This window comes from Halomonas sp. 5021 (assembly GCF_036663435.1).
In the GTDB taxonomy this organism is placed as follows: Bacteria; Pseudomonadota; Gammaproteobacteria; order Pseudomonadales; family Halomonadaceae; genus Vreelandella; species Vreelandella janggokensis.
In genome coordinates this window covers 147,628-166,240 of sequence record NZ_JAXOVU010000006.1, presented here as the reverse complement: position 1 = coordinate 166,240, position 18,613 = coordinate 147,628, and the positions used below count along the sequence as shown (strand labels likewise).

Genomic DNA, 18,613 nt, shown 5'->3' with positions numbered 1-18,613 from the left:
GACTAAGACATTTCGAAAGAGTGCTTAGCCAGCTTCATCTTCCTGATTACCACTTTCGCTGCCAGAGGGTGCCTCTTCGCTGCTCTGGCTGTCGCCTTCTTCGCTACCCCCCTGACTGGTGCTTTCACCGGCATCGTTGGCCGCATTACCGGTACGCGAATCCAGCGTGGAGAGCTCATCACGCCACTCATTCAACTGTGTTTCCAAGCGTTCCAGCTGCTCTTCACGGGTGGACACCTGGTCTTCAATCTTGGCCAGTTCCTCGCGGCCCATTTCGATGGCGACCATGACATCTTCCATTTCACTGCGAACATCGTTCAGGCTATTCTCTTCTTCTTCACGCAGCGCTTTCAGCGAATCGACCTCTTCTTGCAGTGCATCGCGCTCGCTGGCAGCGCTGTCACGCGCCTGCTGAACCTCAGCTCGCTCCGCTTCGGCGTTGGCGATGTCGTCTTGAAGGCTGGACAAGCGCTCATTCGCCTGCTCGATCTGGGTGTTGACGTCATCCAGCGTTTCTCTTGCGGCGTCACGCTCTTCAACCGCCTGCTGACGTTCACTGGCCGCTTCCTGCCGGGCTTCTTCTGCCTCTTGGCGCGCATTTTCAGCACTCTGACGAGCCTCTTCGGCTTGTTGACGTGCCTGGTCAGCTTCCTCACTGGCCTGCTGTACCTGATCACGCTCTTCGCGCAGCGTTGTCAGCTCGCTTTCAGCGTCGCTTACCTGTTGGTTCAGTTCGTCAACGTTAGTTTGCAGGGCGTCGCGCTCTTCCTGCAGTGACTCAAGTTCAGAACGCGTGTCACTCACTTGCTGCTGGAGGTTTTCCAGGGCCTGTTGCTCTTCGGACTGCTGGTTTTCAAGCGCATTCATTTCCTCCTGCAACGCCGACAGATCTGCTTCGGCATCGTCAACTTCGTTGAGCTGCTGAGTCAGCGATGTATTTTCTTCCTCAACGTTTGCCACCTGCTCTTCCAGCGCCGCAACGCGGTCCCGGCTGGTGCCGACATTTGACTGCGCCATGATGGCCCAGATCACTGCGATCGCGGCGATACCCGCAATCCCCTTCACGCGATTATCGCGGAACAGTGTCTTCATATCTGGCTTGCTATTGGTCGGCTTTTGATCGGTTTGCTGCTCGTCTGACATGTCGCCTCTCCCTTTGGTATTCGCTGCGCGTTACGCGTACCGGTGTTGGCTGCGCATTAGGCAGCAGACAGTGATAATTATCAGCCTGCTAGCTACCAGCATACACAGCTTAGAGTATCTAGCCACTCTGACGATAAGACACTAGCGTTGATTGTTTAACGCTAGCCGCCTGAACCGGTGGGTGGCGTTGGATGCTTACCGTGACGAAACCCCTTGGCATCGGTCTGATCCACGTCGAACCATGCCAGCTGTGCATTCAATGACACTACATGACCGACAATCAACAAGGTCGGAGGCTTTATATAGCCTGAATAGAAAGCATCAGGCAGCGCCTGCAAGGTGCCAATATGGGTTTGTTGCTGTTGAGTCGTACCTTGCTCAATCAGCGCCAGCGGCGTATCTCCCGCCATGCCGTGGGTGACCAGCGCTTCGCAGATGACATCCACACTGCCCAGCCCCATATAAAACACCAGTGTCTGGCCCGGGCGTGCCAATGTCTGCCAATCCAGATCACACTCACCGTTTTTGAGATGGCCGGTGACAAAGCGCACCGATTGCGCATGGTCGCGGTGGGTCAGCGGAATACCGGCATAGGCCGCACAACCCGACGCCGCCGTGATACCCGGTATCACCTCAACAGGGACGCCAGCAGCTATCAAGGTTTCAAGCTCTTCCCCTCCACGGCCAAAAATAAACGGGTCACCTCCCTTGAGTCGAACCACGCGATTCCCTGCCCGGGCCCAGTCCACCAGCGCCTGGTTGATACCCTCCTGGGGGACACTGTGCGACGAGCGAGCCTTGCCCACATAAAACTGCCTAACCGTTGACGGCAGTAGCGCCAGGATCTCATCGCTAACCAGGCGGTCGTGCAACACCACATCGGCATTCTGCAAGCGCTTAAACGCCTTGAGCGTCAGTAACTCAGGATCCCCTGGCCCGGCCCCCACCAAACTGACGCGCCCCTTCATGCAAGCGCCATCCTGTATAGACGTGCTGTGCGACAAAACACACCTCATCGGAATAAAAAGAATATTTTATATGCACAAACGTAATGCTTTTTGCTCACATATGCCATCAGCAACGTTAAACCAACGTATTATATACCTTTTTAGTCTTAATATTTTTTTAGATATAGCAAAAAAATATGTAAATGTATCGAATTGTAGGAAATGGCTTACATTCTAATTACGTTTTTAAGGCTATCCTAGCCGATTGTTTTTGATGGCACCGCTTTCCAATGGTACAGCTTCGGAGATTCACGCATGTCCGTGAATGATATCCCCTTATCGCTCAACGCCGAGCAACTTATCAGTCAGATTCCAGGCGTCGTCTTCCAGTTCTTCCGCCACCACGACGGCCATATGTCCATGCCGTTCATGGAAGGTGCCGGAGTGACGTCAGCGCCGATTGATCGCGACCAACTGGCAGAGGATGCCAATACGGCGCTCGAGACGTTGACCGGCGCGGATTATCCGAAACTGATGTCAGCCATTGAACGCTCAGCCCGGGGAATGCTGCCATTAGCCACTCGGTTCCGCCTTGCGCCACCCGGACATAAAGCTAAGTGGATTGGCGTCAGCGCCACCCCTGAACCCATGCCAAATGGTGTTCGTTGGCATGGCATCATGATGGACATCAGTGACCAGGTCAGCGAAGAACAGCGGCTACGCAAGCTGTGCGACACCGACCCACTGACCAGCCTGCCTAACCGACGCAAACTAATGGTCCACTTGACTAACCTGGCATCGCTAAGCTCGCGGCACGGCACCCCGCTATCCATCATGATGCTCGACATCGACCACTTTAAATATATCAATGACCGTTGGGGGCATCTCCACGGCGATGAAGTCCTCAAACGACTGGCCACCCTGGCTCAATCACTGCTGCGCAGCGAAGACATGATAGCCCGACTGGGGGGTGAAGAGTTCATGGCCCTCTTGCCGCTAACCCCGGTCAAACAATGCCATCAGTTGGCTGACCGGTTACGCCATCAAATTGCTGAACATGATTTCGGCATGGGCGTCGGGAAGGTCACGCTCAGCATCGGCGTTGCTGAGTATCGCTGTGGTGAACCCATAGCGAGCCTGATCGAGCGCGCGGATCAGGCACTTTATAGTGCCAAAGATGTTGGTCGTGACTGCGTCTGCCTTCTATCCTGAAAGAGCAAGCCATTCATCATCCTTATTTAGGAGGTAGCCAAATGACGTCACTGGCCCAACAACATTGTGAACCCTGCAGCGGCGACGCACGGCCCATGACGCGCAGCGAGTGCGAAAGCCAGCTAAAGACTCTCCCCGAGTGGCGAATTGTCGATCACGATGGCATTATGAAGCTGTCACGCAGCTTCACGTTTCGTGATTTTGTCAATGCGCTGGCGTTCACACAGCGCGTGGGCGAACTGGCCGAACAGGCAGGCCACCATCCTGTGATCACCACCGAGTACGGGAAAACCACGGTCACCTGGTGGAGCCACGCGATTGATGGTCTGCACCAAAATGATTTCATTCTTGCCGCTAGAACCGACGAGGTAGCCGAATAAATGTTTGAGCATATTGAGCGAGTCCCTGGAGACGCCATTCTTGGGCTAATCGAAGCTTTCAAAAAAGACACCAATCCTCAGAAAGTCGACTTAGGCGTTGGCGTTTACCGCGATGCGCACGGCAATACGCCGGTAATGCGTGCGGTTAAAGAGGCCGAGGCTCGCCTGCTCAGCAATGAAACCACCAAGACCTATATTGGTTCCCACGGCGCACCCGCTTACGGCGGTGTTGTGCTACCAATGGTACTGGGTGCCAGCTCGCCGGTGCTGGAAGCCAATCGTGCCAGTGCCACCCAGTCGCCTGGGGGTACTGGGGCACTGCGTTTAGCGGCCGACTTCATTGCCACTCAATTGCCCGACAGGGGCATTTGGGTGAGCGACCCCACCTGGCCCAACCACCACGGTATTTTTACCGCCGCGGGCATTGAGTTGCACAAGTATCCCTATGTCGACCCTGATAACCGTCTCGACTTTGACGGCATGCTGGGAGCGCTGAAGAAGATCCCTGAAGGCGATGTGGTCGTACTTCACGCCTGCTGCCATAACCCAACCGGGTTCGACCTTTCAAAGTCCCAGTGGCAACAAGTGCTCGAGGTGGTTAAAGAGCGCCAGTTACTGCCGCTCATCGACTTTGCCTATCAAGGGTTCGGGGAAGGCCTGGACGAAGATGCCTACGGCGTTCGGCTATTTGCCGAGCAGCTGGACGAGGTCATCATCACCAGCTCCTGCTCGAAAAACTTCGGCATTTACTGTGAGCGGACCGGCTGCTTGATCATGGTGGCTAAAGATGCCGAGCAGATGGAAAACATCCGCTCGCAGGTCGCCATTGTCGCGCGGGAAAACTACTCCAACCCGCCTGCACACGGCGGCGCCATTGTCAGCGAGATTCTTCATGACGCTGAACTCTCCGCCATGTGGCGCGAGGAACTGACCGAAATGCGCGACCGCATCAACACCCTGCGTCGCGATTTCGTCGAAGCCCTGAAACCCTACGGGCTGGATGAGAAGTATGCATGTGTTGCCGAGCAGCGCGGCATGTTCTCCTACACCGGCCTCACACCGGAACAGGTCGACCGACTGCGCGACGAGTTTGGTATCTATATGGTGCGCTCGGGTCGCGCCAACGTGGCCGGCTTCTCCCAGGAAAACCTGCCCTACCTGGCGAAGGCGATCGCCGCGGTTAACGACTAGACACGCTGGCAAAGCGCGTTCCAATGCCCAGGCCTGCCTGGGCATTTTTGTTTAGCTCTACCATCCCATAAACCAGAGGCATTCATGGCAACGCAACATCACTACCCGTGGTACAAAAAAGAAGACACCGACGCATTCTTCGCTTTGTTCCAGAACAACATTGCGAACTTTGTCATCATTGCCATCACCATGCTTGGCATGGGTTTTCCTGCCTCCATCGTCTATGGACAAGTGCTGCCCGGCGCGGCGGTTGCCGTGATGGTCGGCAATTTCTATTACGCCTGGAGTGCCTCACGGTTAGCCCGCAAAGAGCAGCGCTCGGATGTTACCGCCTTGTCCTACGGCATCTCCACGCCGGTCATGTTTGTGTTTCTGTTCGGCGTTCTACTGCCCGCCAAGGAACTGACGGGAGATGTCACCCTCGCCTGGCAAGTGGCTGTGGCCGCGTGCTTTATCAGCGGAGCCATTGAAGCCGCCATCAGCCTGGTCGGCCGCTGGGTGCAATATCATCTCCCACGAGCTGCCATGCTCGGTGCCGTTGCCGGTGTGGCGCTGACCTTTATTGCCGGTGAAATGTTGTTCAAAACGCTGGAAATGCCGGTGATTGGCTTGCTGGTGCTGGCCATCATTATTGTCGGCTTGCTTGCCCGGGTCAGCATGCCCCTGAAAATTCCCACTTCGCTATTCGCGATCATCCTGGGCACAGCGATGGCCTACTTGATTGGCGATGCGGGTGGTGAACGCTTCAGCGACGCCTTTACCCACCTTGGCTTTTACCCACTGCTGCCCAACCTGGCCTGGTGGGAGGGCCTGGGGCTGCTGGCCACCGGAATGCTCGCCATTCTGACCGTGGTGTTGCCGATTACGCTGTATAACGCCATTGAGACCATGAACAACGTCGAGGCCATGGAAGCCGCCGGTGACAAGTACGACGTACGTGAATGCCAGGCGGTCGATGGCGTGGGCACCATGCTGGGCGCACTGTTTGGCGGCGTCTTCCCCACCACGGTGTATATTGCCACCGTTGGGGCGAAGTGGATGGGGGCCGGACGTGGCTATAGCCTGTTAAACGGAGCTGTTTACGCCATCGCCACCATGTTTGGATTAATCGCCATGATTTCGGCGATCATCCCTGTCTCGGTGGTCGCCCCTATTCTGGTCTTTGTGGGCATTTCCATGATCGCCACGGCGTTTCAGTCCAACGACAGCCGTTACTATCCCGCGGTCGCGCTAGCCATGCTGCCCTACTTTGCCAACTACGTGATGACACGCTTTAACCGCGGTGCTGAAGACATCGTCAGCGATATTTCCACCGCCATTGTGGCCACCGGTCAGGGCGCCATGTTCATGGCCATTTTCCTGGGAGCCATGACGGTTTCCGTGATCGATCATCAGTTTCGGCGGGCAGCGATCTTTGCCCTGATCGCGGCAGCGTTCTCGTTTGTTGGTTTGATGCACGCAGCAGAGTTGGGCATCAATGCCGCGCCCAGTTTCAGCATGGGCTATCTGGCGATGGCGCTATTGTTCGGCTACTTTGCATTTCAAGAAAAGCCAACAACCTCTAACCCGCGTTAACCCCCGCCTGCCGATGAGGACGTGACAGAATACGTCTCAGCAGCAGCCAGGCTACTAATCCGGCGAACACATTACCCAAGGCCGCTCCGGCGGCCAATCCCCACCATCCGGCCAGCTGTTCACCCAACCACAGGCAGGGTAAGTAGCACACAAAAAGGCGCGCGGCAGACAGTAGCATCGCACGTAATGGCCACCCCAGCGCATTGCCCGCCGAGACCACCAACATGCAGACACCGAGTGCCGCGTAGCTGGGCAGCAGGAAACGAATCAACAGTACCAGTTCATCCTGTACGTCAGGGTTGCCTGCCAGCGCCATGCCAAGCCAGGGGGCACCCAGCGCCAGCAATATACCCAGGGTTAACTGCCAGACCACCGCAACACCCAGTGCCAGGCGCAGGAGACGATGGATCTGGTCCCAATCACCGGCCCCATAGCAACGCCCCAGCCAGGGCGGCAACGACATCGTCATGGCTAAAATCACCATTAACGACAGCGTTTCCAGCCGACTTGCCAACCCCCAGGCAGCGACTTGACTCTCGCCCAGGCCCGCCACCACCGAAATGGCCAACATGGCGGCCAGGGGGGGCATGAGCTGGCTCACCATGGCCGGTGCGGCGATACCCATGAAAGGGCGCCAAGACTGCCGTCCTTCTTGCCATAGACCTTCTCGCGCGGCCCAGCCGCGTTTCCACAAACGCCCCCCGGTGACCAGTAAACCAATGCCAAAGGCAATCGCCGTCGCCCAGGCGGCACCGGGCAGCCCCCAACCTGGCCACGGCCCCACGCCAAAGATCAGCACGGGATCCAGAGCCAGGTTGATCAGACTGGTGATCACCATCATTTTTCCTGGCAAACGGGTATCGCCATGGGCACGAAAAACGCTGTAAACAAAATAAAGCAGCGCCCCCAACCAGGCTGCCAGAAGCTGCGGTGGCCAATAGCTGCGCAAATACCCAAAGGTGTTGCTTTCGGCACCTAACAAACTGAATATAGGTATCTGAAAAGCCCACAGCAACATGCCCAGACAAGCAATCACGGCGCCACCCGCCATCAACACCAGACTGCTCAACCGCTTGGCACGGTCCTTCTCGCCAGCCCCCAGCGCACGAGAAATCAACGCCGCGATGGCGATCCCCATGCCCACCTGAATCCCGATGATCAGAAACGAAAGCGGAAAGGTGAACGATTGGGCCGCCAGCGGGACCGTGCCCAAGCGGGCAATAAAGGCACTATCAACCAATTGGAACCCAAGTAGCGACAGTACCCCAATCGCCATCGGCCAGGTTTGCCGCCACAGGGTTTTGCCCAATCCTGCCGTTTGCTGAGTGCTAGCCGCCAACACCTATACTCCTGTTGAATAAACGCAAAAAACGCCACCACCCCCGAAGGCGTGGTGGCGCTTTTAGAAGCGCTGAATTACTGGCGAATACCTTCGAAGGTCACATAAAGCTCTAGCTCATGCATCGCTTCGGGGAAATCGCTCATATCAATACCAAAATCGCCCAACGTGATCATGGTGCTGCCTTCAAAGCCAGCACGATAGCCACCCCAGGGGTCCTCGCCTTCACCCATCAGCGTGACGGGCATTTCAATTTCCTGGGTTTGACCGTGAAGGGTCAGATCGCCGGTCACCACACCCTCATTGTCACCGGTCGACTCGAAGCCTGTCGAGGTGAAGGTGGCCGTGGGATACTCGTCTGCGTTGAGGAAATCGCTGCTCAAAATGTGACGGTCACGTTCCCCATGGTTAGTGTTCAGGCTGCTTACCTGGACTTCCATGTCGACGGATGATGCATCGAGATCATCGGCGTCGTAGCTGAACTCACCCGAAAAGTCTTCAAAGCTACCCAGGATGTAGGAATAGCCCAGGTGGCTGATTTTGAACTGTACAAAGGCATGCTGCCCTTCAGTGTCGATGGTGTAGTCAGCAGCCTGGGCCTGGCCAAGCGTGACAAGTCCTGCGGCGGCGACTGCCGTGGTCAGTAAGGTCTTCTTCAACATGCTGCAACTCCTTTCTCGATGAAAAGCACCGTTTTGAAAGGTGCTCCTTGAAGCTATCCCGACAGGGAAAGCCTGATGCGTCAACGCGATGCGGGTTTCAACATACGCCGTAAGGTGTCGTATCGGTCATGAAAGTGGTGCTTGAAGGCCGCCAGTGAATGCCCCGCGGCCAGCAACGTCAACCCCCAGGCACTGTACCAATGCAGATCTCCGGCGATCAGCGACTGCTGTGGCAGCCCCTGCACCAACGCAGGCACGACAAACCAGCCAAATACACTAATACCACTCCCATCGGCGGTGGAGATCAAATACCCCGTGGTCATGACCACAAGCAGCGTTACATACAGCATGACGTGACCCAGGTGCGCCAGCAGAATGGCAAGTCGGCTTCCATGGCCGCGGGGCGTAGGCTGCGACCACCGCCAGACGATACGCGCCAGGGTAGCGGCGAAAAGCAAAATGCCAATCGAGCGGTGTACCCAGGGGCCCAGATTATACCAAGGATCATAATACCCCAATCCGGTCATCCACCAGCCCAGGGCAAAGAGCCCGACAATCGTGATAGCGCTTAGCCAGTGCAGCATAATACTGATGACGCCCCAGCCAGCCTTCGTATTTCCCCACATCGAATAATCCTTTCTTGGACGCCCTCTTTGGGCGTGATGTGAAAGTGATGATAGCGGCAAAATGGATTGTAAACCGCTGAAAAAAGCAGAACACACCATTCGTAAAAAACGTTGGACAGCGCCTTTACACAATCAAGACGGGCTAAAAAAACCGGCCATGGGCCGGTTTCAGATCACTTTCTGGCAGACGACTACCCCGCCAGCAAGGCGTCTAACCCTCTGGCGAGGTCATTTTGAATATCTCGCTGGTTTTCCAGCCCGACGGCAACGCGCACCAGCCCCGGTGAAATACCGGCGGCCGCTCTTTGCTCATCGCTCAAGCGACCATGCGTGGTCGTGGCAGGATGCGTGATGGTCGTTTTGACATCTCCCAGGTTGCCGGTAATCGACAGCATGCGGGTCGCATCGATCACCTGCCAAGCGCCCTCCTGGCCGTAGAGGACCTCGAACCCAAGCACCGCGCCAAAGCCGTCCTGCTGCTGTTTGGCGAGCTCATGCTGCGGATGGTCGACCAAGCCGCTATAGAAGACCTTATTGACCGCTGGATGGGCATCAAGCCACTCGGCAAGGGCTTGTGCCTGTTCACAGTGAGCCTTCATACGCAGCGAGAGCGTTTCCAATCCTTTGGTAAATATCCAGGCGTTGAACGGACTCATGCACGGGCCACAGGTGCGTACGACCCCGAACACCTCTTCCAGCACGTCGTGCTTACCCACCACGGCACCGCCTACCGCACGCCCCTGCCCATCGAGGTACTTGGTTGCAGAGTGAATCACCAGGTCAGCCCCCAGTGCGATGGGCTGCTGAAGTGCCGGCGTTAAGAAGCAGTTATCAATCGCGAGCCAGACATCATGGCGTTTAGCCAACGCTGACAGCGCGGCGATATCGGCTACTTCAGACAGCGGGTTCGACGGCGTTTCAGCAAACAGCAAGCGCGTATTGGGGGTGATCGCCGCTTCCCACGCCGCCAAATCGGAGAGCTCCACATAGCGGGTGGTAATACCGAACTTGCCGAAATATTTATCGAACAGGCTCACCGTGGAGCCAAACAATGAACGCGAAGCGACGATTTCATCGCCTGCCGATAGCAGCGCCAGCACCGTTGACAGGATAGCGGACATTCCCGAACTGGTGGCCACGCAGCGTTCGCCGCCTTCCAGCGCCGCTAACCGGCGCTCAAAGGTATGAACGGTCGGGTTGGTGAAGCGGGAATAAACGTTGCCGGCCTCGTGACCACCAAACTTGCGCGCTGCTTCAGCGGCGCTGTCATACACGAAGCTGGACGTGGGAAAAATCGGCTCCGCGTGTTCCTGCTCAAAGGTACGCTCGTGTCCCGCCCGAATCGCTAGCGTTTCCAGCGACCACGCGTCTTGCTGGCTGTCATCTTGCATGGGCTAGTCTCTTGTTCAAACACACCATTTAATCGTCCAGGTCGTCGTCATCCTGATTATGCATGTCGACCAGGGCATGGTCACCGGCGCTCTGGTCCTTGGCCAGGTCGTTTCGGCTGGCCTCCAGCACCGCCAGGTAGGCATCGTCAATATCCCCCGTGACGTAGTTGCCGTCGAATACCGAACAGTCAAAGGCTTCCAGTTCGGGATTCACCTCACGGCAGGCATCTTTCAGGTCCTCGATATCCTGATAGAAAATCCGGTCGGCACCTATCAACTCGCCGACTTCTTCTTCCGTACGCCCATGGGCTATCAACTCAGAAGCCGCAGGCATGTCGATGCCGTAAACGTTGGGATAACGCACCGGCGGTGCCGCAGAGGCAAAGTAGACTTTCCGCGCTCCGGCGTCGCGGGCCATCTGGATGATCTGCTTGCAGGTGGTGCCGCGCACAATCGAGTCATCCACCAGCAGCACATTCTTATCCTTAAACTCGATGTCGATGGCATTCAGCTTCTGGCGGACTGATTTCTTGCGCTGGGTCTGCCCCGGCATGATGAAGGTTCGACCGATATAGCGGTTCTTCATGAACCCTTCGCGGTAGGTAACGCCAAGGTGCTGCGCCATTTCCAGCGCCGAGGTACGCGACGTATCGGGAATCGGAATCACCACGTCGATATCATGATCGGGCCATTCATTAAGCACACGGTCACCGAGCTTACGCCCCATCTGCATGCGAGTACCATAGACATAGGCGCCGTCGAGAATCGAATCGGGCCGTGCCAGGTAAACGTGTTCGAAAATACACGAGCGCAGCTGGGGACGGTCGGCACACACCTGGGTATGCACGTTGCCCTGCATATCGACAAAGACCGCTTCACCCGGCGACAGATCCCGCTCCAGCTCGAAGCCACCCACATCCAGGGCAACCGACTCGGAGGCGATCATGACATCCTGGCCGTTTTCTGCCTGGCGTGTACCAAACACCACCGGCCGAATGCCGTGAGGGTCACGAAACGCCACCATGCCAAACCCGTTGATAATCGCGACGGCTGCATAGCCCCCCTGGCAACGACGATGCACCCGACGCACGGCATCAAAGATATCCTCGGCTTCCAGATGCAGGCCCTGCTTGCCCAGCTCATGGGCAAATACATTGAGCAGCACCTCGGAATCCGAGCTGGTATTGATATGGCGAAGGTCCGTCGAAAACAGTTCCTGCTTGAGCTGTTCGGAATTGGTCAGGTTGCCGTTATGGGCAAGGGCGATACCATAAGGGGAATTGACATAAAAAGGCTGCGATTCGGCTTCGCTGGAGGAACCGGCGGTCGGATAACGGACGTGTCCGATACCCAGGTTGCCTTTCAAACGCGCCATGTGCCGCGTATGAAACACATCGCGCACCAGGCCGTTGCTCTTGCGCAGTAAAAAGCGTCCCTCGCTCCAAGTCATCATCCCGGCAGCGTCCTGGCCGCGATGCTGAAGAACGGTCAGGGCATCGTAAATACCCTGATTTACCGCTTGCTTGGCCAGAAGGCCGACGATACCGCACATTCCCGTTACCTCGCTTGATGCTGGCTTAACCTACGTAAGCCGGTACATGTCAGATAAAACTATCAAAGTTCACGCCCCTTGCGTAAATCCGGCAGCGTGATGTCGTTGAGCGTGGACGGCGCTTCGGGAAGTTCGCCGCCCCATTGATCCAGTCGGTTAATCGCGTAGTTGCGCAATTCAATAAACGTGGGGCGTAACGATGCCTGCTGCCACGCCTGAAGCTCTGAAAGTGGCGTCAGCATAATCAGCACGGTCACTACCAGCAGAATGACCCCGCCCCGCGCGATACCAAACGCCGCCCCGGCAAAGCGGTTAAGCAACCCCATGCCGACCCACTCGACCGCGGCATGCACCAACCGGATAACAATGCCACACAGCAGGATGACCGCAAAAATCACTAACGCAAAGGCCAGCACCAAGCGCGCGTCAAAGCTGTCGATGAAACCACTCATCAATTCAGCGACTGGCTCGGCCAGCACCCTGGCGACCATCAGGGCAATGACCCAGGCCGCCAGCCCCAGCGCTTCGCGGACAAAACCGCGCACGAACCCCGCCAGCATCGACAGCGCCAGCACTGCTAAAAAGGCGGCGTCTATCCAGGTAAGTGCCATGGTTAATCCCGCACTCGAACCAGCAGGCCTTGCACATTGGCTCGCTGTTTGACATCGCTCATTGCCGCTTCACCCTCTTCCGACGTAGTAAAGGGGCCGACATAGACGGTTGTCATGTCATTGTCGCGGTCGCGCTGGTAGACAGCAAAACCTTCGCCGCTCAGCTGTTCACTCAAGCGTCGCGCATTATCAGGATTGCCGAAGCTGCCAACCTGTACCGCCCATTCGCCGGCTGGATCGGACTGCGGAGCCGACCCTGACTGGTCGTCGGCGGGCCGCTCTTCAGACGTGTCACTCACTGACTGGCTATTTGACGCAATCAGGTCGGCTATCGGATCGCTCTGCTCACTCGTTGGTGACTCGTCAGCGCCACTGGCTGCCTGCGTTTCATCTCCGGCACTATCTCCGGCACTATCTTCGGCACTATCATCATTGCTGGTCAGTTGATCCGTATTCGGGCTGGCGGGATCCACGTCAAGCGGCTCGTCCGTTGCCTGAGCGGCCACATCCGGGTCTACCTGCTCGGCGGGGTCCCCAATCGACTCGGGACGCTGTGGGGGGGCCACATCACGGCGCTCGACTTCCACCGGTTGCTCGATGACAAAATTCGGTTGGGGACGCTCTTCACGCGGCGCTGGGTCACTCATCAGCCACGGCACGATGATGGCCAACAGCGCAAGCAGGATGACGATACCGCTGATCCGTTCCGTTTTACCGTATTTCATATCCCTCTCCATCAAGCGATGCTACGCCTGTGGCAATGGCTGCGCCGATAGCGCCGCCACCGTGAAAAAAGAGCCAGTCGCCAGCACGCGATCAGCCGGGCTAAGCCGCGTCGCCAGCCATTCCACTCCCGCCATCGGGGATGCCGCGCAATGATGCACGCGTCCGCCCCGGGCTGCAATCCGCTCGGCGAGTTCCGTGGCTTCACGGCCACGCTCACCGTCAAGGCTCACGCACACCCAGTCATCGATACGTGATGATAGCGCGGCGATCACGCCATCGGCATCTTTATCACTTAACATCCCGATGAGACCCCATTGTGTTGCGCCTGGCGCAACAGGGGGCAGGTGGCGCGCCAGATAATCCGCTGCGTGGGGATTATGTCCCACATCAAGGCACCATTGACCGCGCCACTGCATTCGCCCGGGCACCACCAGATGGGTCAGGGCCGTCTGGGTAGGATATGCCTTCAGCACAGTGCCAGACAGCACCAACGCTTGCAGTGCCGTCGCGGCGTTATCCATGGGCAGGCCTGGGTCGGGCAAGGCTTCCAGCGTCAGCACATCGCCTGCGGCAGTGTGGCCTTGCCAGCGCCAGCAGGCCGACGCTGGGTCAGTTGTATGCTCGAAGTGACGTCCGAGTTGATAAACGGGGGCTGACAGGTCGTCGGCGATGTCCGCCACACTCTCTGGGAGATCACGACTGCCTAAGACGGCAGGTCGTTGCGAACGGAAGATACCGGCTTTCTCGCGCCCTATCTGGGCAATATCGGTGCCTAGAAATCCGGCGTGGTCCTGGGCAATGGTCGTGACGATCGCCACATCGGCATCGACAATATTGACGGCATCCAGGCGCCCACCAAGCCCTACTTCAAGTACGGCCAGATCAAGCGGCTGCTGGCACAGGCACCAGAGAGCACATAGCGTCCCGGCTTCGAAGTAGGTCAGACTAACCGCCGGTGCGACTAGCCTTGCCTGCTCGACGGCTTCAAAGCCCGCAACCAGATGTTCGTCGCTCGCCATGCCGCCATCAAGCTGAACGCGCTCGTTGTAGCGCAGCAGGTGGGGAGACGTATAGGTCCCCACTCGCAGACCATGAGCGCGCGCCACGCTATCGATGATTGCCAGGGTCGAGCCCTTGCCGTTAGTGCCCGCAACGCTGATGACCCGCTTGGCAATGGGGCGTTGCAACAGGCCCATTCGGTCAGCCACCTGACTGACCCGATCCAGCCCCAGTTCGATCCCCACCGGGTGGAGGGTTTCCAGATGGTCAAGCCACTGCGCCAGCGTTTTAGGCATTGCGTAAGGAATCGTCGCGCTTGGCAGTGTCCGATTGGCTATTACCGTTAATCGCCTCGATCCACTCGGGGTCTTCCGCCTGTTCGGCCACCTGAGGCTCGTCGACCACCGGCTCAAACACCATGGGTTCTTCTTCGGGCTCAGGATCACTACCGGCCAGCGGCTGGTGGGTCAGCTTGCGAAGGACGCCACCAACGCGCTCGCGCATATCGTGGCGATGCACGATCATGTCTACCGTGCCGTGCTCAAGCAGGAACTCGCTGCGCTGGAAGCCTTCCGGGAGGGTTTCGCGCACGGTTTGCTCAATGACGCGCGGACCGGCAAAACCGATCAGCGCATTGGGTTCGGCAATATTCAGATCACCAAGCATCGCCAGGGATGCAGAGACGCCCCCAAAGACCGGATCGGTCAGTACCGAGATATACGGAATGCCTTCCTGCTTGAGCTTTTCAAGCGCTGCCGAGGTTTTCGCCATCTGCATCAGCGAGAATAGCGCTTCCTGCATGCGCGCCCCGCCGGAAGCCGCAAAGCAAATCAACGGTACGCGAGATTCAAGTGCCAGCGTAGCGGCGCGCACGAACTTCTCGCCAACCACCGCGCCCATGGAGCCGCCCATAAAGGTAAACTCGAACGCCACGGCCACCACGGGCAAGCCATTCAACTCACCACGCATGGCAACCAGCGCGTCTTTTTCGGCGGTTTCTTTTTGCGCTGCGGTCAAGCGGTCCTTGTACTTCTTGGAATCGCGGAACTTGAGGCGGTCGACCGGCTCAATCTCGGCCGCAATCTCTTCGCGTCCCGTCTTGTCCAGGAACCAATCCAGCCGCTTGCGCGCCGTTAACCGCAGGTGGTGGTTGCACTTCGGGCAAACACTTTGATGCTTCTCTAACTCAGGAAGATAGAGAACGGCTTCGCACTTGGGGCATTTACGCCAGAGACCATCGGGAACGCTAGCGCGACGGTCCTTACGCTGGATACGCCCCATGGAGGGCACAATCTTATCTAACCAGCTCATATCAAAAAGACTTCCGTTGTACGTCAACGCTTGGCAGGACCAAGCTTGATGAATGGGGTCAAACTAATGTTCAGTTAGTGTAGACGATGAAATAACTTATCAGGCATCCATGGCCGAACGCATCTCGCCAAGCACCTGCTTTAACTGGGCGGCAATGGTATCCGGCGCATCGACACTCTCGGCGATGCGGTTGACCAAGGCGCTCCCCACAATCACACCGTCAGCCACCTTGGCGACTTCCGCGGCGGTTGCACCGTCACGAATACCGAAACCCACACACAGCGGCAGGTCGGTCATGCCGCGTAACGGCGTCAGGTGCTCTGCCACGTCGTCGGCATTGAGTGTTGCGGCACCGGTCACCCCCTTGAGTGACACATAGTACAGGTACCCTTCGCCGTGGGCGCATATTGTAGCGGCCCGGGCGTGGGAAGTGGTAGGTGCAACGAGAAAAATCGCCGCCAGGTCGCGCGCTTTCAGAAGCGGGCCAAACACGTCCGCTTCTTCCGGGGGCATATCCACGGTCAATACACCATCTACCCCGACCTCGGCTGCCTTATCGGCAAAGGTGTCGTAACCGATGCGCTCAATGGGGTTGAGATAGCCCATCAACACCACAGGCGTAGTGGTATCGGTCTCGCGGAACTCGGCGACCATGTCGAGCAGGTCGACCAGCCGGGTGCCCTGCTTGAGCGCGCGCTCGCAGGCCTTCTGGATGACCGGGCCGTCTGCCATGGGATCTGAGAAGGGTACGCCCAACTCGATGATATCCGCACCGGCTTCCACCAGGGCATGCATAAAGCCAACGGTGTACCGGGGTGCGGGGTCTCCGGCGGTAATGAAGGGAATCAGGGCCTTGCGGCCCTGCTGTTTTAGTTCACTGAAACGCTGATCAATACGGTTCATGCTTGCCCTTAGAAACTTATGCCCTTAGATACTTGTGACCTTAGAACTTGTGACCCTGGAAGCTGCTGGCCCTAAATGTCGATTCCGTCAATCTTGGCCACTGTCATAATGTCTTTGTCACCACGGCCCGACAGGTTAATCACGATATGCTGATCAGGGCGCATGGTGGGCGCCAGCACCTTGGCGTAAGCCAGCGCGTGGGCCGTTTCGAGGGCAGGCATGATGCCTTCCATGTGTGTGAGTTCGCGAAACGCCTCAAGCACGTCATTGTCGTTGGCGGCCACGTAATTTACCCGACCAACGTCTTTCCAGAGGGCATGTTCGGGGCCAACGCCCGGATAATCCAGTCCGGCAGAGATCGAGTGGGTATCCGACACCTGCCCTGCCTCATCCGACATCAGGTAGGTACGGTTACCGTGCAGCACACCGCGCGGTGCGTTGGAAGACAGCGGCGCCGCGTGACGCCCCGTTTCCACCCCGTCACCACCGGCTTCAACGCCATACATGGCCACATCGTCGTCTTCCACGAAGGGATAGAACAGGCCAATGGCGTTGGAGCCACCGCCCACGCAGGCAACCAGCGCATCAGGCAGGCGGCCAATCTGCTCAAGTGACTGGCGGCGTGCCTCACGCCCCACCACGGCGTTGAAATCACGCACCAGTTGGGGATACGGGTGCGGCCCTGCCACGGTACCGATAATATAAAACGTGTTATCGACGTTGGTGACCCAGTCGCGCAGCGCTTCGTTCATGGCGTCTTTCAGGGTACGGGTACCCGACTCGACCGGAATCACCCGAGCCCCCAGCAAACGCATGCGATAGACGTTCAGTTTCTGGCGCTCGACATCTGCAGCCCCCATGTAAACATCGCACTCAAGCCCCAGACGCGCCGCCACCGTGGCGGTTGCCACGCCGTGCTGGCCCGCACCGGTTTCGGCAATGACACGGGGTTTGCCGGTCTTTTTGGCGAGCAGCGCCTGACCAATGGTGTTATTCACCTTGTGAGCGCCGGTGTGATTAAGGTCTTCGCGCTTGAGCCAGATTTGCGCCCCACCGAGGGCCTGTGACCATCGTTCAGCGTGATACAACGGCGATGGCCGCCCCACGAAGTGGGCAAGATCACGGTCAAACTCAGCCTGAAAGTCGGGGTCGTCACGCAGACTCAAGTAGGTCTGCTCCAACTCCTCCAGGGCAAAGCTCAGGGTTTCCGACACGAACCGGCCGCCGTAGGGGCCAAAATGGCCACGGGCATCCGGCATTTGAGTCAACTCACTGAAACGTGTCTTTGAAACGCTTTCAGAAGCACCAGTTGCTGAGACTGTCACAGGGATACCTCACAAGATCGCCAGAACAGGCAAACAATAAATGAATTCACTTTAAAACGCAGCCCGGGAAAAGCCGGGCGGACCCAGGAACTTAACGGGCGTCAGCCAACGCCACTTGACGGACAAAAGACGCCATCCTGGAAGCATCTTTACAGCCGCGCGAGGCTTCGATGCCGCCGGAAACATCCACCGCGTAAGGCCTCACCTGGTGGACGGCCTGCGAGACATTTTCCGGCGTCAATCCCCCTGCGAGGATAACAGGTTTTGCCAGCGTTGCGGGGATTCTCGACCAATCAAACGACTCACCGGTGCCGCCGGGCGTACCAGGTCGGTAGGCGTCAAGCAACAAGGCTTGTGACCGGGCATAACGCTCTGCTTCAAAGGCTAGATCGATCGTGTCGCGCATGCGCAGCGCCTTGATCCAGGGGCGGTCAAAGCCGGCACAGAATTCGGGCGTTTCATCACCATGAAATTGCAGCAGGTCCAGGTGCGGCAGACATGCCTCGACCCACTCGGCAGACGGGTCGACAAATAGCCCCACACGGCTGACAAACGCCGGGACCTTCGCTGCCAGCCCTGCCAACTGCTCAATATCGACGCTGCGCGAACTCTTCGGCCACATCACAAAGCCCAGGGCATCCACGCCTAGCGCCACCGCCGTATCGATGTCGGCCTGGCGGGTAAAGCCGCAGAACTTGATGCGTGTGCGTTGCATGGACT

The 18,613-nt window shown here is 57.7% G+C and carries 18 protein-coding genes; 4 read left to right on the top strand and 14 right to left on the bottom strand.

Annotated features, from left to right (window positions below):
- Positions 1–24 precede the first annotated feature (24 nt).
- Both R3F64_RS11830 and cobA read right to left on the bottom strand, forming a co-directional pair.
- Positions 25–1,143 carry a kinesin gene (locus R3F64_RS11830; RefSeq protein WP_199285247.1) on the bottom strand — a complete coding sequence of 373 codons (1,119 nt, stop codon included), beginning with the start codon at positions 1,141–1,143 and terminating at the stop codon, positions 25–27.
- A gap of 161 nt (positions 1,144–1,304) precedes the next feature.
- Positions 1,305–2,111: a uroporphyrinogen-III C-methyltransferase gene (gene cobA, locus R3F64_RS11825; RefSeq protein ID WP_199285246.1), complete on the bottom strand. Its 807-nt coding sequence runs from the start codon at positions 2,109–2,111 to the stop codon at positions 1,305–1,307.
- Between the two features lie 294 nt (positions 2,112–2,405).
- Here cobA and R3F64_RS11820 point away from each other — a divergent pair, with 294 nt between their 5' ends.
- From R3F64_RS11820 to R3F64_RS11805, 4 genes are all read left to right on the top strand, one after another.
- Entirely contained in the window at positions 2,406–3,302 is an 897-nt protein-coding gene (locus tag R3F64_RS11820; RefSeq protein ID WP_085919326.1) for a GGDEF domain-containing protein, read from the top strand.
- 41 nt (positions 3,303–3,343) lie between these two features.
- Positions 3,344–3,682: a 4a-hydroxytetrahydrobiopterin dehydratase gene (locus R3F64_RS11815; RefSeq protein WP_085919325.1), complete on the top strand. Its 339-nt coding sequence runs from the start codon at positions 3,344–3,346 to the stop codon at positions 3,680–3,682.
- On the top strand, positions 3,683–4,873 hold the full coding sequence (locus R3F64_RS11810; RefSeq protein WP_085919324.1) for an amino acid aminotransferase: 1,191 nt from the start codon (positions 3,683–3,685) through the stop codon (positions 4,871–4,873). It begins immediately after the preceding gene.
- 84 nt (positions 4,874–4,957) lie between these two features.
- Positions 4,958–6,448 (top strand): NCS2 family permease, encoded by a 1,491-nt coding sequence (locus tag R3F64_RS11805; protein WP_199285245.1) that lies wholly within the window; start codon positions 4,958–4,960, stop codon positions 6,446–6,448.
- On the opposite strand, the gene R3F64_RS11800 is transcribed toward R3F64_RS11805, so the two are convergent.
- The 12 genes from R3F64_RS11800 to R3F64_RS11745 all read right to left on the bottom strand — a co-directional run bounded on the left by R3F64_RS11800 (position 6,435) and on the right by R3F64_RS11745 (position 18,608).
- A complete protein-coding gene (locus tag R3F64_RS11800) occupies positions 6,435–7,724 on the bottom strand; it encodes an MATE family efflux transporter (protein ID WP_085919386.1) in 1,290 nt (429 codons plus the stop codon). The two genes, R3F64_RS11805 and R3F64_RS11800, sit on opposite strands and share 14 nt — an antisense overlap.
- Before the next feature lie 140 nt (positions 7,725–7,864).
- Positions 7,865–8,449 (bottom strand): YceI family protein, encoded by a 585-nt coding sequence (locus R3F64_RS11795; protein WP_085919322.1) that lies wholly within the window; start codon positions 8,447–8,449, stop codon positions 7,865–7,867.
- Between the two features lie 80 nt (positions 8,450–8,529).
- Entirely contained in the window at positions 8,530–9,075 is a 546-nt protein-coding gene (locus R3F64_RS11790) for a cytochrome b (RefSeq protein ID WP_199285244.1), read from the bottom strand.
- Between the two features lie 191 nt (positions 9,076–9,266).
- Positions 9,267–10,466, bottom strand: a complete 1,200-nt coding sequence (locus R3F64_RS11785) for an O-succinylhomoserine sulfhydrylase (protein WP_199285243.1) — start codon at positions 10,464–10,466, stop codon at positions 9,267–9,269.
- 28 nt (positions 10,467–10,494) lie between these two features.
- Positions 10,495–12,018 (bottom strand): amidophosphoribosyltransferase, encoded by a 1,524-nt coding sequence (purF, locus tag R3F64_RS11780; RefSeq protein ID WP_066315288.1) that lies wholly within the window; start codon positions 12,016–12,018, stop codon positions 10,495–10,497.
- Positions 12,019–12,080: 62 nt separating this feature from the next.
- A complete protein-coding gene (locus R3F64_RS11775) occupies positions 12,081–12,629 on the bottom strand; it encodes a CvpA family protein (protein WP_085919320.1) in 549 nt (182 codons plus the stop codon).
- 2 nt (positions 12,630–12,631) lie between these two features.
- Positions 12,632–13,354, bottom strand: a complete 723-nt coding sequence (locus R3F64_RS11770) for an SPOR domain-containing protein (protein ID WP_199285242.1) — start codon at positions 13,352–13,354, stop codon at positions 12,632–12,634.
- Positions 13,355–13,375: 21 nt separating this feature from the next.
- A complete protein-coding gene (gene folC, locus R3F64_RS11765; protein ID WP_332611617.1) occupies positions 13,376–14,650 on the bottom strand; it encodes a bifunctional tetrahydrofolate synthase/dihydrofolate synthase in 1,275 nt (424 codons plus the stop codon).
- The gene (gene accD, locus R3F64_RS11760; protein WP_332611615.1) at positions 14,643–15,665 is read right to left on the bottom strand and encodes an acetyl-CoA carboxylase, carboxyltransferase subunit beta; all 1,023 of its coding nucleotides are present in this window, start codon (positions 15,663–15,665) and stop codon (positions 14,643–14,645) included. Before accD ends, folC begins: the two co-directional genes overlap by 8 nt.
- A gap of 99 nt (positions 15,666–15,764) precedes the next feature.
- The gene (gene trpA / locus R3F64_RS11755) at positions 15,765–16,568 is read right to left on the bottom strand and encodes a tryptophan synthase subunit alpha (RefSeq protein ID WP_199285240.1); all 804 of its coding nucleotides are present in this window, start codon (positions 16,566–16,568) and stop codon (positions 15,765–15,767) included.
- A 71-nt stretch (positions 16,569–16,639) separates the two neighbouring features.
- Positions 16,640–17,827 (bottom strand): tryptophan synthase subunit beta, encoded by a 1,188-nt coding sequence (trpB, locus tag R3F64_RS11750; protein WP_199285239.1) that lies wholly within the window; start codon positions 17,825–17,827, stop codon positions 16,640–16,642.
- 157 nt (positions 17,828–17,984) lie between these two features.
- Entirely contained in the window at positions 17,985–18,608 is a 624-nt protein-coding gene (locus tag R3F64_RS11745; RefSeq protein WP_199285439.1) for a phosphoribosylanthranilate isomerase, read from the bottom strand.
- Positions 18,609–18,613: the final 5 nt, after the last annotated feature.

What these genes read in the sequence shown, in the direction of transcription:
- folC (WP_332611617.1), bottom strand. Translation starts at nt 14,650, where the DNA reads ATGCCTAAAACGCTGGCGCAGTGGCTTGACCATCTGGAAACCCTCCAC.
- cobA (WP_199285246.1), bottom strand. Translation starts at nt 2,111, where the DNA reads ATGAAGGGGCGCGTCAGTTTGGTGGGGGCCGGGCCAGGGGATCCTGAG.
- purF (WP_066315288.1), bottom strand. Translation starts at nt 12,018, where the DNA reads ATGTGCGGTATCGTCGGCCTTCTGGCCAAGCAAGCGGTAAATCAGGGT.
- R3F64_RS11830 (WP_199285247.1), bottom strand. Translation starts at nt 1,143, where the DNA reads ATGTCAGACGAGCAGCAAACCGATCAAAAGCCGACCAATAGCAAGCCA.
- R3F64_RS11805 (WP_199285245.1), top strand. Translation starts at nt 4,958, where the DNA reads ATGGCAACGCAACATCACTACCCGTGGTACAAAAAAGAAGACACCGAC.
- R3F64_RS11745 (WP_199285439.1), bottom strand. Translation starts at nt 18,608, where the DNA reads ATGCAACGCACACGCATCAAGTTCTGCGGCTTTACCCGCCAGGCCGAC.
- R3F64_RS11795 (WP_085919322.1), bottom strand. Translation starts at nt 8,449, where the DNA reads ATGTTGAAGAAGACCTTACTGACCACGGCAGTCGCCGCCGCAGGACTT.
- trpA (WP_199285240.1), bottom strand. Translation starts at nt 16,568, where the DNA reads ATGAACCGTATTGATCAGCGTTTCAGTGAACTAAAACAGCAGGGCCGC.
- R3F64_RS11775 (WP_085919320.1), bottom strand. Translation starts at nt 12,629, where the DNA reads ATGGCACTTACCTGGATAGACGCCGCCTTTTTAGCAGTGCTGGCGCTG.
- R3F64_RS11800 (WP_085919386.1), bottom strand. Translation starts at nt 7,724, where the DNA reads ATGGCGATTGGGGTACTGTCGCTACTTGGGTTCCAATTGGTTGATAGT.
- R3F64_RS11770 (WP_199285242.1), bottom strand. Translation starts at nt 13,354, where the DNA reads ATGAAATACGGTAAAACGGAACGGATCAGCGGTATCGTCATCCTGCTT.
- R3F64_RS11820 (WP_085919326.1), top strand. Translation starts at nt 2,406, where the DNA reads ATGTCCGTGAATGATATCCCCTTATCGCTCAACGCCGAGCAACTTATC.
- R3F64_RS11785 (WP_199285243.1), bottom strand. Translation starts at nt 10,466, where the DNA reads ATGCAAGATGACAGCCAGCAAGACGCGTGGTCGCTGGAAACGCTAGCG.
- trpB (WP_199285239.1), bottom strand. Translation starts at nt 17,827, where the DNA reads ATGCCGGATGCCCGTGGCCATTTTGGCCCCTACGGCGGCCGGTTCGTG.
- accD (WP_332611615.1), bottom strand. Translation starts at nt 15,665, where the DNA reads ATGAGCTGGTTAGATAAGATTGTGCCCTCCATGGGGCGTATCCAGCGT.
- R3F64_RS11810 (WP_085919324.1), top strand. Translation starts at nt 3,683, where the DNA reads ATGTTTGAGCATATTGAGCGAGTCCCTGGAGACGCCATTCTTGGGCTA.
- R3F64_RS11815 (WP_085919325.1), top strand. Translation starts at nt 3,344, where the DNA reads ATGACGTCACTGGCCCAACAACATTGTGAACCCTGCAGCGGCGACGCA.
- R3F64_RS11790 (WP_199285244.1), bottom strand. Translation starts at nt 9,075, where the DNA reads ATGTGGGGAAATACGAAGGCTGGCTGGGGCGTCATCAGTATTATGCTG.